A 16,732-nucleotide genomic window follows, 5' to 3' on the forward strand; every position below is an offset into this window, starting at 1 on the left:
CTCAGGGAGAGAAGACGCGATGTCTCATTTGAATTACAACCATCTTTACTACTTCTGGCACGTCTATAAACAGGGGTCGGTGGTCGGGGCAGCAGAGGCGCTCTACCTGACGCCGCAAACCATCACCGGGCAAATTAAGGCGCTGGAAGAGCGTTTGCAGGGCAAGCTGTTCAAGCGTAAGGGGCGCGGGATTGAACCCAGCGAACTGGGTGAACTGGTTTTCCGCTACGCGGACAAGATGTTCACCCTGAGCCAGGAGATGCTGGATATCGTTAACTATCGCAAAGAGTCGAACCTGCTCTTTGATGTTGGCGTGGCGGATGCGCTGTCCAAACGGCTGGTGAGCGGCGTGCTGGACGCAGCGGTGGTTGAAGATGAACAAATTCATCTTCGCTGCTTTGAATCCACTCACGAGATGCTGCTGGAACAGCTAAGCCAGCACAAGCTGGACATGATTATCTCGGACTGCCCGATTGACTCCACGCAGCAGGAAGGCTTGTTCTCGGTGAAGATTGGTGAATGCGGCGTGAGCTTCTGGTGCATTAATCCGCCGCCGGAGAAACCCTTCCCGGCCTGCCTGGAAGAGCGTCGCCTGCTGGTGCCGGGAAGACGTTCCATGCTCGGACGCAAGCTGCTGAACTGGTTTAATTCCCAGGGGCTGAAGGTGGAAATCCTCGGTGAGTTTGACGATGCGGCGCTGATGAAAGCCTTTGGTGAAGCGCATAACGCCATCTTTGTTGCGCCGACGCTCTACGCGCACGATCTCTATTCGGATGACAAGATTACGGAGATAGGCAGAGTGGATAACGTGATGGAGGAGTATCACGCCATATTTGCCGAAAGAATGATTCAGCACCCTGCGGTGCAGCGAATCTGTAACCGTGACTACTCGGCGCTGTTTACGCCACCGGCAATCTGAAGACATAAAAAAACCCGCGTTAAGCGGGTTCTTTTAAAACAAGCAACAACAAGCGGCGATTAAGCCAGTTTGTTGATCTGCGCGGTCAGGTTTGCTTTATGACGCGCTGCTTTGTTTTTGTGGATCAGACCTTTAGCAGCCTGACGATCCACGATTGGTTGCATTTCGTTAAATGCGTTCTGCGCAGCAGCTTTGTCGCCAGCTTCGATAGCTGCGTATACTTTCTTGATGAAGGTACGCATCATAGAGCGACGGCTTGCGTTGTGCTTACGAGCCTTCTCAGACTGTACGGCACGTTTCTTAGCTGATTTGATATTAGCCAAGGTCCAACTCCCAAATATGATCTATGTGGACAATTCAAAGGCCGAGGAATATGCCCTCTATACCTTCTTTTGTCAATGGATTTGTGCAAATAAGCGCCGTTAATGTGGCGACGCTACGTTACGTAGTGATGGCGCAGGATTCTACCAGCTTGTTGTTCGTGAATACAGCTTTTCGGCATAAAAATCGCAGTTCGCGAGCAGATTTTTTCGCTGCGAAAGGTCAGCCTGATGAAATCATTACGGCTTTCTGTTTTGCACGAACAATCGCCGGTTAACCTTAACCGCTGTACAAGGTATACTTTGGCGATTTTCACTGTTTTGAGCCAGACATGAAGCTGATACGCGGCATACATAATCTCAGCAGAGCCCCGCACGGGTGCGTGCTGACCATTGGTAATTTCGACGGCGTGCATCGTGGTCATCAGGCGCTGCTGCAGGGATTGCGTAAAGAAGGGGAGGCCCGCGGCCTGCCCGTTGTAGTGATGATTTTCGAACCGCAGCCGCTGGAGCTGTTCGCGGGCGATAAATCTCCCGCCCGTCTTACACGCCTGCGCGAGAAGTTGCGCTATCTGGCTGAGTCCGGCGTGGACTACGTATTGTGCGTACGTTTCGATCGCCGCTTTGCCGCGCTGACAGCACAAAATTTCGTCAGCGACCTGCTGGTTAAGCGTCTTGGCGTGCAGTTTCTTGCCGTGGGCGATGATTTCCGCTTTGGCGCTGGTCGTCAGGGCGATTTCTTGCTATTACAGAAGGCTGGTCTGGAGTACGGTTTTGACGTCACCAGCGCGATGACCTTCTGTGAAGGCGGCGTACGCGTCAGCAGCACGGCGGTACGCCGGGCACTGGCCGATGATGAACTGGATACGGCAGAAACCCTGCTGGGGCATCCGTTCACCATCTCTGGCCGCGTGGTCCATGGCGATGCGCTGGGCCGCACGATAGGTTTCCCGACGGCGAATATACCGCTGCGTCGTCAGGTTTCCCCGGTTAAAGGGGTCTATGCGGTAGAAGTGGCAGGACTGGGCGATAAACCGTTCTACGGCGTCGCCAATATTGGCACGCGTCCGACCGTCGCCGGTGTGCGTCAACAGCTAGAAGTGCACCTGCTGGACGTTGTAATGGACCTGTATGGTCGCCATATAGATGTAATACTGCGTAAAAAAATACGCAATGAGCAGCGATTTGGTTCGCTGGATGAACTCAAAGCGCAAATTGCGCGAGATGAATTGACGGCCCGCGAGTTTTTTGGGCTTTAGAACCGGCTTAACTGCCTACGTGATAAATACGGAACCGAGAATCTGATGAGTGACTATAAATCAACCCTGAATTTGCCGGAAACAGGGTTCCCGATGCGCGGCGATCTCGCCAAGCGCGAACCGGGAATGCTGGCGCGTTGGACCGATGATGACCTGTACGGCATCATTCGTGCAGCCAAAAAAGGCAAAAAAACCTTCATTCTGCATGATGGCCCTCCCTATGCGAATGGCAGCATTCATATTGGTCACTCGGTTAACAAGATTCTGAAAGACATTATCGTGAAGTCCAAAGGACTCGCGGGCTATGACTCGCCTTACGTTCCGGGCTGGGACTGCCACGGTCTGCCAATCGAGCTGAAAGTCGAGCAAGAGTTCGGCAAGCCAGGTGAGAAGTTCACCGCCGCTGAGTTCCGTGCGAAGTGCCGCGAATACGCAGCCACGCAGGTTGACGGTCAGCGTGCTGACTTCATCCGTCTGGGTGTACTGGGCGACTGGTCGCACCCGTACCTGACCATGGACTTCAAAACGGAAGCCAACATTATCCGTGCGCTGGGCAAAATCATCGGTAATGGCCACCTGCACAAAGGCGCTAAGCCGGTGCACTGGTGCGTGGACTGCCGTTCTGCGCTGGCAGAAGCGGAAGTGGAGTATTACGACAAAACCTCTCCGTCTATCGACGTGGCCTTCCACGCGGTGGATCAGGATGCGGTAAAAGCCAAATTTGGCGTCGCCTCGGTAAACGGCCCGATCTCTCTGGTGATTTGGACCACCACCCCGTGGACCCTGCCAGCCAACCGTGCGATCTCCCTGTCCGGTGAGTTCGAATACGCGCTGGTGCAGATTGACGGTCAGGCGGTTATCCTGGCGAAAGATCTGGTTGAGAGCGTGCTGAAGCGCGCGCATATCACTGACTACACCGTGCTGGGCACCGTGAAAGGTGACGCCCTGGAGCTGATGCGCTTCAAACACCCGTTCCTGGACTTCGACGTTCCGGCGATCCTCGGCGACCACGTGACGCTGGAAGCGGGTACCGGTGCGGTGCATACCGCCGGTGGCCACGGTCCTGACGACTACAACATCAGCCTGAAGTACGGTCTGGAAATCGCTAACCCGGTGGGCCCGGATGGTTCTTACCTGCCTGGCACCTACCCGGCTCTGGACGGTATCAACGTCTTCAAAGCGAACGACATCATCGTCGACATGCTGCGCACCAGCGGCGCGCTGCTGCACGTTGAAAAAATGCAGCACAGCTATCCGTGCTGCTGGCGTCACAAGACCCCGATCATCTTCCGTGCGACCCCGCAGTGGTTCGTCAGCATGGATCAGAAAGGCCTGCGCGAGCAGTCTCTGAAAGAGATCAAAGGCGTGCAGTGGATCCCGGACTGGGGCCAGGCGCGTATCGAATCCATGGTGGCTAACCGTCCTGACTGGTGTATCTCCCGTCAGCGTACTTGGGGCGTACCGATGTCTCTGTTCGTACATAAAGAGACGCAGGAGCTGCACCCGAATACCCTGGAACTGATGGAAGAAGTGGCGAAGCGCGTCGAAGTTGACGGCATTCAGGCATGGTGGGATCTCGACGCCCGCGACATCCTGGGCGCTGATGCGGATAACTACGAGAAAGTGCCGGATACCCTGGACGTGTGGTTCGATTCCGGGTCTACCCACTCCTCCGTGGTTGACGTGCGTCCGGAGTTTGCCGGTCACGCTGCCGATATGTATCTGGAAGGGTCTGACCAACACCGCGGCTGGTTCATGTCATCTCTGATGATCTCTACCGCCATGAAGGGTAAAGCGCCTTACCGTCAGGTACTGACTCACGGCTTCACCGTGGATGGTCAGGGCCGTAAGATGTCCAAATCTATCGGTAACACCGTTTCTCCGCAGGATGTGATGAACAAACTGGGCGCAGACATTCTGCGTCTGTGGGTGGCGTCGACCGACTACACCGGCGAAATGGCGGTGTCTGACGAGATCCTGAAACGCGCTGCCGACAGCTATCGTCGTATCCGTAACACCGCGCGCTTCCTGCTGGCGAACCTGAACGGGTTCGATCCGGCAAAAGACATGGTGAAACCGGAAGAGATGGTCGTTCTGGACCGCTGGGCGGTAGGCTGCGCGAAAGCGGCGCAGGAGGATATCCTGAAGGCCTATGAGTCTTATGACTTCCACGAAGTGGTGCAGCGCCTGATGCGCTTCTGCTCCATTGAGATGGGCTCGTTCTATCTCGACATCATCAAAGACCGCCAGTACACCGCGAAAGCGGACAGCGTAGCGCGTCGTAGCTGCCAGACCGCACTGTTCCATATCGCAGAAGCGCTGGTACGCTGGATGGCGCCGATCATGTCCTTCACCGCGGATGAAATCTGGGGTTATCTGCCGGGCGATCGTGAGAAGTATGTCTTCACGGGCGAGTGGTACGAAGGTCTGTTCGATCTCTCCAGCACCGAAGCGATGAACGATGCCTTCTGGGACGAGCTCCTGAAAGTACGTGGCGAAGTGAACAAGGTTATCGAGCAGGCGCGTGCTGATAAGAAAGTCGGCGGCTCTCTGGAAGCGGCAGTAACCCTGTACGCGGAGCCAGAGCTGGCGGCGAAGCTGACGGCGCTGGGCGATGAATTACGATTTGTCCTGTTGACCTCCGGTGCGAAAGTTGCGGATTATGCCGAGGCTTCTGCTGATGCTCAGCAGAGCGAACTGCTCAAAGGACTGAAAGTCGCGCTGAGCAAAGCCGACGGTGAGAAATGCCCGCGTTGCTGGCATTACACCACCGATGTCGGTCAGGTGGCGGAACACGCAGACATCTGCGGACGCTGTGTAAGCAACGTCGCCGGTGACGGCGAAAAACGTAAGTTTGCCTGATGAGTAAAACTCTCTGTTCAACAGGACTGCGCTGGCTGTGGCTGGTTGTGGTGGTGCTGATTATTGATCTGGGCAGCAAGTTCCTGATCCTCCAGAACTTTGCTCTGGGGGAGACGGTCCCGCTGTTCCCGTCGCTTAACCTGCACTACGCGCGCAACTACGGTGCGGCGTTCAGTTTCCTTGCTGACAGCGGTGGCTGGCAGCGCTGGTTCTTTGCGGGTATCGCTCTCGGTATCTGCGTGATCCTGGCGGTGCTGATGTACCGCTCGAAGGCAACGCAAAAGCTGAATAACATCGCCTACGCGCTGATCATTGGCGGCGCGCTGGGCAACCTGTTTGATCGCCTGTGGCATGGCTTTGTGGTCGATATGATCGACTTCTACGTCGGCGACTGGCACTTCGCGACCTTTAACCTCGCTGATAGCGCCATTTGCATCGGTGCGGCGTTAATCGTGCTGGAAGGCTTCTTGCCTAAACCCGCTGCGAAAGAGCAGGCGTAAGCATCAATGCCGGGTGGCGCTACGCTTACCCGGCCTACAGAATTTGTGGCTTCCCGTAGGCCCGGTAAGCGTAGCGCCACCGGGCAACAGGTGACCCAAAACAAGCGAGCAATTTGCATGTCTAAATCCGTACAGAGCAACAGCGCGGTTCTCGTTCACTTCACGCTGAAGCTGGATGATGGTTCAACGGCTGAGTCCACCCGCAATAACGGTAAACCGGCCCTGTTTCGTCTTGGCGATACCTCCCTGTCTGAAGGTCTTGAGCAGCAGCTTCTGGGCCTGAAAGAGGGCGAGAAAAAAGCCTTTTCGCTGGAGCCGGATGCGGCATTTGGCGTGCCAAGCCCGGACCTGATCCAGTATTTCTCGCGCCGCGAGTTTATGGACGCAGGTGAACCGGAAATCGGCGCGATTATGCTCTTTACCGCTATGGACGGCAGCGAAATGCCTGGCGTGATCCGCGAAATCAACGGCGACTCGATTACCGTTGACTTCAACCATCCGCTTGCCGGGCGTACCGTTCATTTTGATGTTGAAGTGCTGGAAATCGATCCGGCACTGGAGGCCTGAAATGCAGATCCTGTTGGCTAACCCGCGCGGCTTCTGCGCCGGTGTAGACCGCGCTATCAGCATTGTTGAAAACGCGCTGGAGATTTACGGCGCGCCGATTTATGTACGTCACGAAGTGGTGCATAACCGCTACGTGGTCGACAGCCTGCGCGAACGCGGTGCCATCTTTATCGAGCAGATCAGCGAAGTGCCGGACGGTGCGATCCTGATTTTCTCCGCGCACGGCGTCTCTCAGGCGGTCCGTAACGAAGCGAAAAGTCGCGATCTGACCGTCTTCGATGCTACATGCCCATTGGTGACCAAGGTGCATATGGAAGTGGCGCGCGCCAGCCGCCGTGGTGAAGAGTCGATCCTGATTGGCCATGCTGGCCACCCGGAAGTCGAGGGCACCATGGGCCAGTACAGCAACCCTGAAGGGGGAATGTACCTGGTGGAGTCGCCTGAAGATGTCTTCACGCTGAACGTGAAAAACGAAGCGCGTCTGTCGTTTATGACCCAGACGACGCTCTCCGTCGACGATACCTCAGACGTGATTGATGCCCTGCGTCAGCGCTTCCCGAAAATCGTCGGGCCGCGCAAGGACGACATCTGCTACGCCACCACCAATCGTCAGGAAGCGGTGCGCGCACTGGCTGAACAGGCGGACGTGGTGCTGGTGGTCGGCTCTAAGAACTCCTCCAACTCTAACCGTCTGGCTGAACTGGCACAGCGAATGGGGAAGGCGGCGTTCCTGATCGACGATGCCACGGATATTCAGGAAGTGTGGGTTAAAGACGCGGCCTGCGTAGGCGTGACGGCCGGGGCATCCGCGCCCGATATTCTGGTACAAAACGTCATTTCCCGTCTGCAGGAGCTGGGCGGCGGCGAAGCGGTGCCGCTGGAAGGACGCGAAGAGAATATTGTTTTCGAAGTGCCGAAAGAGCTGAGAATCGACGCCCGCGAAGTCGAATAGTCCCTTTTCTGATGAAAGGCCAGCACCTCCTGTGCTGGCCTTTTTTTTACCCGTTACTTTATCGTGACGACAAAATCATGTCTTTTACTGATATTTAAGTCGGTTTCACGTTAAATTCTAATTATTGGTGTTTTCAGTTGGCAGTGCTCAGAAAGGCTGGTTAATCTGAAAACGGTTTACATCATTTTAACGTAAGAGAATAACTATGCATGATGCACAGATCCGTGTCGCCATTGCGGGCGCGGGTGGACGTATGGGCCGTCAGCTTATTCAGGCGGCACTTCAGATGGATGGCGTAGCACTTGGCGCGGCGCTGGAGCGTGACGGTTCATCACTTCTGGGGACCGATGCTGGCGAGCTGGCGGGCGCGGGAAAGACCGGCGTCACCGTACAAAGCAGCCTGGACGCGGTTAAAGATGACTTCGATGTGTTCATCGATTTTACCCGTCCTGAAGGGACGCTCACGCATCTGGCGTTTTGCCGTCAGCACGGCAAGGGGATGGTGATCGGCACCACCGGTTTTGACGATGCGGGCAAGCAGGCTATCCAGGATGCATCCAAAGAGATTGCGATTGTCTTCGCCGCAAACTTTAGCGTGGGCGTTAACGTCATGCTGAAGCTGCTGGAGAAGGCGGCGAAGGTGATGGGCAACTACACCGATATTGAGATTGTCGAAGCTCACCACCGCTATAAGGTTGATGCGCCATCAGGCACGGCGCTGGCAATGGGCGAAGCGATTGCTCATGCACTTGATAAAGATTTAAAAGACTGCGCAGTCTATGCCCGCGAAGGCCACACCGGGGAGCGCGTGCCGGGCACCATTGGTTTCGCAACCGTCCGGGCGGGTGACATCGTCGGCGAACATACCGCGATGTTCGCCGATATTGGCGAGCGCGTCGAGATTACGCATAAAGCGTCCAGCCGAATGACGTTTGCCAATGGTGCCGTTCGGTCCGCCTTGTGGCTAAAAGAGAAGAAAAATGGTCTTTTTGATATGAGAGATGTGCTTGATCTCAACAATCTGTAAGCATTATTACCCATCGTGATGTGGTTATTGCAGTCGTAATCCTTTGATTGCATAGGGCAATAATTTATTGCCCTTTTATTTTATCTATTTCGCGCCCATTTTGTTCCTTTGGCCTTGAAAGTATAGCTATTCCCCTTAATTCCCGTTACTGAAATGTAAATTTTGACCATTTGGTCCACTTTTTGATGCTGCGTCGACTCATTTTTCATTAAACCCGGCGCGCAAGCGTTTTCCGCAGTGATTTACCTGATCTTTTTGTCGCTTAAGCTTCACTCACCTCGTCAGATACGCAAAAGACTAAACAAAATATCGGTTTTAAGTTGACTTTTACCCACCAAATCTCCAGAATGCCGCCGTTTGCCAAAAATCCGCTGGCAACACATTTGCATTGATCCATGACATGGTTATGAATTAATATGCAAATAAAGTGAGTGAATATTCTCTGGAGGGTGTTTTGATTAAGTCAGCGCTATTGGTTCTGGAAGACGGAACCCAGTTTATCGGTCGGGCCATAGGGGCAACGGGTTCGGCGGTTGGGGAAGTCGTTTTCAATACTTCAATGACCGGTTATCAAGAAATCCTCACTGATCCTTCCTATTCTCGCCAAATCGTTACTCTTACTTATCCTCATATCGGCAATGTCGGCACCAATGCGGCTGACGAAGAATCCTCTCAGGTACATGCGCAGGGCCTTGTCATTCGTGACCTGCCGCTGATTGCCAGCAACTTCCGCAATACCGAAGACCTCTCTTCTTACCTGAAGCGCCATAACATCGTGGCGATTGCCGATATCGATACCCGTAAGTTAACGCGTCTGCTGCGCGAGAAGGGTGCACAGAACGGCTGCATCATCGCGGGTGATAACCTCGATGCGACGCTGGCGCTGGAAAAAGCGAAAGCCTTCCCGGGCCTGAACGGCATGGACCTGGCGAAAGAAGTCACTACCGCAGAAGCCTACAGCTGGACTCAGGGTAGCTGGACGCTGGAAGGCGACCTGCCGGAAGCGAAAAAAGAGAGCGAGCTGCCGTTCCACGTGGTGGCCTACGATTTCGGCGCCAAGCGCAACATCCTGCGCATGCTGGTTGACCGCGGCTGCCGCCTGACGGTGGTGCCAGCAAAAACGTCTGCTGAAGACGTACTGAAGATGAATCCGGACGGTATTTTCCTGTCCAACGGGCCTGGCGACCCGGCGCCGTGCGATTACGCCATCGCTGCCATCAAGTCCTTCCTGGAAACCGACATCCCGGTATTCGGCATCTGCCTCGGCCATCAGCTGCTGGCGCTGGCGAGCGGTGCGAACACCGTCAAGATGAAGTTCGGCCACCACGGTGGTAACCACCCGGTGAAAGATATCGATAACAACACGGTGATGATCACCGCGCAGAACCACGGCTTTGCCGTCGATGAGGCCTCAATGCCGGCTAACCTGCGCGTGACCCATAAGTCGCTGTTCGATGGCACCCTGCAGGGGATTCATCGCACCGATAAGCCAGCGTTCAGCTTCCAGGGGCATCCGGAAGCCAGCCCGGGCCCACACGACGCCGCGCCGCTGTTCGATCACTTCATCGAACTTATCGAGCAATACCGTAAGACCGCTAAATAATCAGGAGCCGAGAAGACAATGCCAAAACGTACAGACATAAAAAGCATCCTGATCCTTGGCGCTGGCCCGATCGTCATCGGCCAGGCCTGCGAATTCGACTACTCCGGCGCGCAGGCGTGTAAAGCCCTGCGTGAAGAGGGTTACCGCGTCATCCTGGTTAACTCTAACCCGGCGACCATCATGACCGACCCGGAAATGGCAGATGCGACCTATATCGAGCCGATTCACTGGGAAGTGGTGCGTAAAATCATCGAGAAAGAGCGTCCGGACGCGGTGCTGCCAACCATGGGCGGCCAGACGGCGCTGAACTGCGCGCTCGAGCTGGAGCGTCAGGGCGTGCTGGCCGAATTCGGCGTCACCATGATTGGTGCGACCGCCGACGCGATTGATAAAGCCGAAGACCGTCGCCGCTTCGACGTGGCGATGAAGAAAATCGGCCTCGACACCGCGCGCTCCGGTATCGCACACAACATGGAAGAAGCGCTGGCCGTTGCGGCTGACGTGGGCTATCCGTGCATCATCCGTCCATCGTTCACCATGGGCGGCACCGGCGGCGGTATCGCTTACAACCGTGAAGAGTTCGAAGAAATTTGCGAACGCGGTCTGGATCTCTCTCCAACCAAAGAGCTGCTGATTGATGAATCGCTGATTGGCTGGAAAGAGTACGAGATGGAAGTGGTGCGTGATAAAAACGACAACTGCATCATCGTCTGCTCCATCGAAAACTTCGATGCGATGGGTATCCACACCGGCGACTCCATCACCGTTGCGCCAGCCCAGACGCTGACCGACAAAGAGTACCAAATCATGCGTAACGCCTCGATGGCGGTACTGCGTGAAATCGGCGTGGAAACCGGTGGTTCAAACGTGCAGTTCTCCGTGAACCCGAAAACCGGCCGCCTGATTGTTATCGAAATGAACCCGCGCGTGTCCCGCTCCTCCGCGCTGGCCTCTAAAGCGACCGGCTTCCCGATTGCGAAAGTGGCGGCGAAACTGGCGGTGGGTTATACCCTCGACGAGCTGATGAACGACATCACCGGTGGCCGCACCCCTGCGTCCTTCGAGCCGTCCATCGACTACGTTGTGACCAAAATTCCACGCTTTAACTTCGAGAAATTTGCAGGCGCGAATGACCGTCTGACCACCCAGATGAAATCTGTCGGGGAAGTGATGGCGATTGGCCGTACGCAGCAGGAATCCCTGCAAAAAGCACTGCGCGGTCTGGAAGTGGGCGCGACCGGTTTCGACCCGAAAGTGAGCCTGGACGACCCGGAAGCGCTGACCAAAATCCGCCGCGAGCTGAAAGACGCGGGTGCAGAGCGTATCTGGTACATCGCCGATGCCTTCCGTGCCGGCCTGTCCGTCGACGGCGTGTTCAACCTGACTAACATCGACCGCTGGTTCCTGGTGCAGATTGAAGAGCTGGTGCGTCTGGAAGAGAAAGTGGCCGAGCTGGGCATCAACGGCCTGGACGCTGACTTCCTGCGTGTGCTGAAGCGTAAAGGCTTCGCCGATGCGCGTCTGGCTAAGCTGGCGGGCGTGCGTGAAGCGGAAATCCGCAAGCTGCGTGACCAGTATGACCTGCACCCGGTCTACAAGCGCGTGGACACCTGTGCGGCTGAATTCTCGACCGACACCGCGTACATGTACTCCACCTATGAAGAGGAGTGCGAAGCGAACCCGTCCGTCGATCGCGATAAGATTATGGTGCTGGGCGGTGGTCCAAACCGTATCGGCCAGGGCATCGAGTTCGACTACTGTTGCGTACACGCCTCGCTGGCGCTGCGCGAAGACGGTTACGAGACCATCATGGTCAACTGTAACCCGGAAACCGTCTCCACCGACTACGACACCTCCGACCGCCTCTACTTCGAGCCGGTTACCCTGGAAGACGTGCTGGAAATCGTGCGCATCGAGAAGCCAAAAGGCGTTATCGTGCAGTACGGTGGCCAGACTCCGCTGAAGCTGGCGCGCGCGCTGGAAGCGGCAGGCGTACCGGTTATCGGTACCAGCCCGGATGCGATTGACCGTGCGGAAGACCGCGAGCGTTTCCAGCAGGCGGTTGACCGTCTGAAGCTGAAACAGCCGGCGAACGCCACGGTGACGGCCATCGAACAGGCCGTAGAGAAGGCGAAAGAGATTGGCTACCCGCTGGTGGTGCGTCCTTCCTATGTGCTGGGCGGCCGCGCGATGGAAATCGTCTACGACGAAGCCGACCTGCGTCGCTACTTCCAGACGGCGGTGAGCGTCTCCAACGATGCGCCAGTGCTGCTCGACCGCTTCCTCGACGATGCGGTAGAAGTGGACGTTGATGCCATCTGCGACGGCGAAATGGTGCTGATTGGCGGCATTATGGAGCATATCGAGCAGGCGGGCGTGCACTCCGGTGACTCTGCCTGTTCTCTGCCAGCGTACACCCTGAGCCAGGAAATTCAGGATGTGATGCGCCAGCAGGTGCAGAAGTTGGCCTTCGAGCTGCAGGTTCGCGGCCTGATGAACGTCCAGTTCGCGGTGAAAGATAACGAAGTCTACCTGATTGAAGTCAACCCGCGTGCGGCACGTACCGTACCGTTCGTCTCCAAAGCCACCGGTATTCCGCTGGCGAAAGTGGCGGCGCGCGTGATGGCAGGCCAGACGCTGGCACAGCAGGGCGTGACCAAAGAGATCATTCCACCGTACTACTCGGTGAAAGAAGTGGTGCTGCCGTTCAACAAATTCCCGGGCGTTGACCCACTGTTAGGGCCAGAAATGCGCTCAACCGGGGAAGTGATGGGCGTAGGCCGCACCTTCGCAGAAGCGTTCGCGAAGGCGCAGCTGGGCAGTAGCTCAACCATGAGAAAATCGGGCCGTGCGCTGCTCTCCGTTCGCGAAGGCGATAAAGAGCGCGTGGTTGACCTGGCCGCCAAGCTGCTGAAGCAGGGCTTTGAGCTGGACGCGACCCACGGTACGGCGATTGTGCTGGGTGAAGCGGGCATCAACCCGCGTCTGGTGAACAAGGTGCATGAAGGTCGTCCGCACATTCAGGATCGTATCAAGAATGGCGAATACACCTACATCATCAACACCACCGCAGGCCGCCAGGCGATTGAAGACTCCAAGCTAATTCGCCGCAGCGCGCTGCAGTACAAAGTGCACTACGACACCACCCTGAACGGCGGTTTCGCAACAGCCATGGCGCTGAACGCGGATGCCACCGAGAAGGTGATTTCGGTTCAGGAAATGCACGCGCAGATTAGCAAGTAATCTGCGTAGGCCCGGCAAGCGGTAGCGCCGCCGGGCAAATGGCGGGTGGCGCTTCGCTTACCCGCCCTGCTTTTTTCTTTATCCATCTTCAGAACCTTCTGGTTTTTCATCCGCATTCAGTGAGTTAGCCTAAAATCATTAGGTCGATAACGAAATTCAACTGAGAGCAGGGGAAAACACCATGCAAAATAAATTACTGATCGCCACCCTTCTTGCCGCCACTGCAACGTTTACCGTCGCGGGCTGTTCCTCTAACCAGGCAGTGAAAACCACCGATGGCAAAACCATTGTCACCGACGGAAAACCAGAGGTCGATGATGATACCGGTCTGGTGTCGTATAAAAATGCGGAAACGGGTCAGACCGAGCAGATCAACCGCGATCAGGTTAAATCAATGGGCGAGCTGGATAACTAATAAAAAAGCCGTGGCGTTTGCCACGGCTTTTAGTCTTTCAGGAACGATTACCAGCGGTGGTTCAGCAGGATATGACCGCCATAAGCAGCATAGCTGTTTTCACCCCACTCGCCGCTGGCGCGCAGGGAGAGCGTGGTGGTGTCGTTCAGGTTACCGGTGACGCCCAGTTCCAGCTGCCCACGATCTTCCGGCGTATCGTTGCTGACAGTCTCGCCGTTAAACGCCAGATCGTTTTGACCCGCACCTTTCAGCCAGTTCACGGCAACGTACGGCTGCCAGGCTTTCACATCTTTCTGTTGGAAGTAGCTTGATTTGACGCCCAGACGACCAAACAGACCGTCATTGTCCAGCGTTGTCACCCGCACGCCGTCGCGATCGGTATGATTTTCCTGATCCAGATAGCTGTAGACGATCTGAGCCTGCGGTTCGATTTTCCAGGTGCGCTCATTCTCTGAATCAACCACCCACGCATGGCCCACTTCGACGGAAGCGGCAAAACCGGTGCTGTCGTAGTCTTCATCGTTGCGATTGCTGGTCACTTTATTGTTGTACCAGCTGTAGGCGGCCCAGGTATCAACGTAGCTGCCCAGGCGCAGCTTCTGATCTTCCTGCCAGGTTGCATACAGGCCGACGTTAAAGCCGTCCACTTTGCCCTGCGCATCACGCACGTTGTGTTTTGCATCAGAGTGGGTTTTCGCCTGACCGGCCCCGAACATGCCGCCCGCACGCAGAATACCGTTGTCCATAGGCTTGCTCATAAAGTCGCTGCCTACCTGAAGCACGGTGGTGGTGGTGTCATAGCTGACTTTGTCGCCGCCTGCATTGTTTTCATGGTAGCGACCTTTGACGTACATCCAGGTGTTGAGGTCTTCTTCATTACGGAAGGTGATCTGATCGCGATCGTCACGCTTGTGCAGGAACATGCTCTGCGCGGCAAGGTAGTTGCCTAAGTAAGCGCCAACCTCCGGAGCCATGACCTCAGGACCGCTGTTGCTGCCGTTGTCGGTGTTACCGCCGTTGTCGGTGTTGCCGCCGTCGTCGGTGTTACCGCCGTTGTCAGTGTTACCGCCGTTGTCGGTGTTACCGCCGTTGTCGGTGTTATCACCGTTGTCGGTGTTATCGCCATCATCGGTATTATCAGACGGTTCATCGGAAGGCGTGGCCTTTGACTCCAGGTACCAGTTGCCGTTGCTGTGCTGATAGAGATTATATTCCCACGCACCGGCAACCACCGGTTTGGCAAGGGTCAACTGGGCTTCGGAGCTGCCGCCAACGCTGACAATTTCCATGCCGTTAACGGTTTGCGCGCCCAGGCCGCCAATGTTGTTAACGCTGACGTCGGACTGGCCAAAGCTGCTGCCGGTAATGGTGAGATGATCGGTTGGCGAGTTGTCTTCACCCAGGGTACTGTTCATCACGATCTGACTGCCCGCAGAGCCGGTATAGTCGCCGTTAATGGTGAAATTATTGCCAACGCTGTTATTGGCGGCGCTGAGTAACAGTGTGCCACCGTTGGTGACGTTGCCGTTGACCGTATCGATACCTGAAACGCTCAGCGTATCGTTACCCTGAATCGCATTCCATGCTGCCAGCGTACCACCCGTGAGGATGTTGATATTGTCGTTTACTTCGCCAGCAGTGGCAAACTGAGCGCCATTTTCGACAGTAATCGTCGCGTTGCTACTCTTTGTACCAAGCGTTGAACCAACACCGACCAGCGTGGTGCCGCTATGCAGAACGGTATCACCCGTGTAGGTGTTTTTACCGGTTAGCGTCAGGGTGTTGGAATCCACTTTTTCAACATTGCCGCTACCGGTAATGCCGGTGGCGAACGCCGTATTACTGCCCTGATTAAAAATAAGGGTGCCGTTGTTGGTCAGTCCACCGCTCAGCGTCGCGGTTTTCGAGCCATCACCCAGTTGGAGAGAAGCATCTTTGGCAACGAGAGTCGTGCCTGCATTAGACACATTCCCCGACAGGATTAACTCACCGCTGTTAACCAGCAGCGAATTGCCAGAACCGATAATGTCGATATTCCCTGAGAGCGCCCAGCTTTCGCCGTCCATTTCTAAAGAAGCAAAACCATCGCCTTCCGATAAGCCAACAAAATTGCTGTCTTCTGTGCCGGTTCCTGCCAGAGTTACCGTATTTCCTTTAGAGACGCTAGAAATGACGTCGCCTTTCAATGACGAGCCTGTATCAAGTACCAACGTATTATTTTTGCTGCTGGCAAACGTAATCGCCGTATCGCCACCGCCAATCGAGCCCTTGTTAGTGATATCAACTTTCGCCGTATCCGTTACGTTGATGCCGTTCTGCGCGCCCTGAACGGTTCCGGTATTGGTGATTTTGGTATTACCGTCGCTCAGGTGTATACCATCATTTTCCGTGCCGGTAAGCGTGCCTTCGTTATTTATAGCCACACCGACGTGTGCACTAAGACCTGTTTTACCTTTAATAACCCCGGTAGCGCCATTCGATATATTTACCGCTGAGGAGTTCTGACTGACATAAATACCGTTGTCGAAAGCGGTAATGCTTCCGTTATTGATAATATCCCCCTGCATGGATTCAATGTTAACGGCAGAGGCACCGGTTGAGGAAATCGTCGCACCTTCCTCGTTATTTAAGGTAACACGTTGCGCAGAGGTATTAATGTCCAGACCTTTACCTGCGCCAGAAATATTCCCATTGTTAGTCACGGTTGTTACGTTGAATCCTGAAACAGAAACCGCGCTCTCACTTCCCGAGGACGAGATGGTGACGTCTTTATTGATGGTGTATTCTGCTTCGGAGGAAAACTCTTGTGGGACAGAGGTGGATTGATCAATGGTTCCGGCAAGGGCCACTATCGGTGTGAATATAAACAAGGCAGGAAATATCTTTCCGAGATTGCTTGTGGTTTTGTTTAATTTGAATTTTTTGTTGCGCATGTACACATCCATTTGAGAAGAAGTGACGCTAATTAATGATATGGAGTAACCCTTTTAGGCTGCTTACAAGAATGGGCTTACGACTAAGAGCATAAAATTATTATTTTTTCAATGCGTTATGTATAGGTTGAT

Annotated in this window: 12 protein-coding genes and 1 pseudogene; 11 read left to right on the forward strand and 2 right to left on the reverse strand. The window is 55.2% G+C overall.

The genetic code is table 11. From position 1 onward, the window contains the following. Positions 1–19 precede the first annotated feature (19 nt). Positions 20–919, forward strand: a complete 900-nt coding sequence (nhaR, locus tag BMW97_RS17910; RefSeq protein ID WP_032660752.1) for a transcriptional activator NhaR — start codon at positions 20–22, stop codon at positions 917–919. 59 nt (positions 920–978) lie between these two features. Here the strand turns inward: nhaR and rpsT are convergent, their stop codons facing one another. Beyond that, a complete protein-coding gene (rpsT, locus tag BMW97_RS17915; protein ID WP_003856458.1) occupies positions 979–1,242 on the reverse strand; it encodes a 30S ribosomal protein S20 in 264 nt (87 codons plus the stop codon). Positions 1,243–1,357: 115 nt separating this feature from the next. On the opposite strand from rpsT, the pseudogene BMW97_RS24355 reads away from it, so the two are divergent. From BMW97_RS24355 to BMW97_RS17965, 10 genes and pseudogenes are all read left to right on the forward strand, one after another. Continuing rightward, a pseudogene (locus BMW97_RS24355) lies at positions 1,358–1,564 on the forward strand (DUF2575 domain-containing protein); the annotation flags it as partial. Positions 1,565–1,571: 7 nt separating this feature from the next. Further along, positions 1,572–2,498 (forward strand): bifunctional riboflavin kinase/FAD synthetase, encoded by a 927-nt coding sequence (gene ribF, locus BMW97_RS17925; RefSeq protein ID WP_045907763.1) that lies wholly within the window; start codon positions 1,572–1,574, stop codon positions 2,496–2,498. Between the two features lie 45 nt (positions 2,499–2,543). After that, complete coding sequence (ileS, locus tag BMW97_RS17930; RefSeq protein WP_045907764.1) at positions 2,544–5,360, forward strand: isoleucine--tRNA ligase; 2,817 nt, start codon at positions 2,544–2,546, stop codon at positions 5,358–5,360. Beyond that, a complete protein-coding gene (gene lspA / locus BMW97_RS17935; protein WP_008502034.1) occupies positions 5,360–5,860 on the forward strand; it encodes a signal peptidase II in 501 nt (166 codons plus the stop codon). The genes ileS and lspA overlap by 1 nt, the downstream gene beginning before the upstream one ends. 117 nt (positions 5,861–5,977) lie before the next feature. Next, positions 5,978–6,427 carry an FKBP-type peptidyl-prolyl cis-trans isomerase gene (fkpB, locus tag BMW97_RS17940; protein ID WP_003856450.1) on the forward strand — a complete coding sequence of 150 codons (450 nt, stop codon included), beginning with the start codon at positions 5,978–5,980 and terminating at the stop codon, positions 6,425–6,427. Between the two features lies 1 nt (position 6,428). Beyond that, positions 6,429–7,379 (forward strand): 4-hydroxy-3-methylbut-2-enyl diphosphate reductase, encoded by a 951-nt coding sequence (gene ispH, locus BMW97_RS17945; protein WP_045907765.1) that lies wholly within the window; start codon positions 6,429–6,431, stop codon positions 7,377–7,379. Between the two features lie 205 nt (positions 7,380–7,584). Further along, positions 7,585–8,406, forward strand: coding sequence for a 4-hydroxy-tetrahydrodipicolinate reductase (gene dapB / locus BMW97_RS17950; RefSeq protein ID WP_045907766.1), 822 nt, complete (start codon positions 7,585–7,587; stop codon positions 8,404–8,406). A gap of 454 nt (positions 8,407–8,860) precedes the next feature. Next, positions 8,861–10,009, forward strand: a complete 1,149-nt coding sequence (carA, locus tag BMW97_RS17955) for a glutamine-hydrolyzing carbamoyl-phosphate synthase small subunit (protein WP_045907767.1) — start codon at positions 8,861–8,863, stop codon at positions 10,007–10,009. Between the two features lie 18 nt (positions 10,010–10,027). Beyond that, positions 10,028–13,252: a carbamoyl-phosphate synthase large subunit gene (gene carB / locus BMW97_RS17960; protein ID WP_045907768.1), complete on the forward strand. Its 3,225-nt coding sequence runs from the start codon at positions 10,028–10,030 to the stop codon at positions 13,250–13,252. 181 nt (positions 13,253–13,433) lie between these two features. Continuing rightward, complete coding sequence (locus BMW97_RS17965) at positions 13,434–13,667, forward strand: YgdI/YgdR family lipoprotein (RefSeq protein WP_045907769.1); 234 nt, start codon at positions 13,434–13,436, stop codon at positions 13,665–13,667. 47 nt (positions 13,668–13,714) lie between these two features. Here BMW97_RS17965 and BMW97_RS17970 read toward each other — a convergent pair whose 3' ends face one another. Then, entirely contained in the window at positions 13,715–16,600 is a 2,886-nt protein-coding gene (locus BMW97_RS17970; protein ID WP_082087731.1) for an autotransporter family protein, read from the reverse strand. Positions 16,601–16,732: the final 132 nt, after the last annotated feature.

The organism is Enterobacter sp. NFIX58 (genome assembly GCF_900110475.1).
GTDB classification, from domain to species: domain Bacteria; phylum Pseudomonadota; class Gammaproteobacteria; order Enterobacterales; family Enterobacteriaceae; genus Enterobacter; species Enterobacter quasiroggenkampii.

What these genes read in the sequence shown, in the direction of transcription:
- BMW97_RS17970 (WP_082087731.1), bottom strand. Translation starts at nt 16,600, where the DNA reads ATGCGCAACAAAAAATTCAAATTAAACAAAACCACAAGCAATCTCGGA.
- ispH (WP_045907765.1), top strand. Translation starts at nt 6,429, where the DNA reads ATGCAGATCCTGTTGGCTAACCCGCGCGGCTTCTGCGCCGGTGTAGAC.
- ileS (WP_045907764.1), top strand. Translation starts at nt 2,544, where the DNA reads ATGAGTGACTATAAATCAACCCTGAATTTGCCGGAAACAGGGTTCCCG.
- carB (WP_045907768.1), top strand. Translation starts at nt 10,028, where the DNA reads ATGCCAAAACGTACAGACATAAAAAGCATCCTGATCCTTGGCGCTGGC.
- nhaR (WP_032660752.1), top strand. Translation starts at nt 20, where the DNA reads ATGTCTCATTTGAATTACAACCATCTTTACTACTTCTGGCACGTCTAT.
- BMW97_RS17965 (WP_045907769.1), top strand. Translation starts at nt 13,434, where the DNA reads ATGCAAAATAAATTACTGATCGCCACCCTTCTTGCCGCCACTGCAACG.
- dapB (WP_045907766.1), top strand. Translation starts at nt 7,585, where the DNA reads ATGCATGATGCACAGATCCGTGTCGCCATTGCGGGCGCGGGTGGACGT.
- lspA (WP_008502034.1), top strand. Translation starts at nt 5,360, where the DNA reads ATGAGTAAAACTCTCTGTTCAACAGGACTGCGCTGGCTGTGGCTGGTT.
- ribF (WP_045907763.1), top strand. Translation starts at nt 1,572, where the DNA reads ATGAAGCTGATACGCGGCATACATAATCTCAGCAGAGCCCCGCACGGG.
- fkpB (WP_003856450.1), top strand. Translation starts at nt 5,978, where the DNA reads ATGTCTAAATCCGTACAGAGCAACAGCGCGGTTCTCGTTCACTTCACG.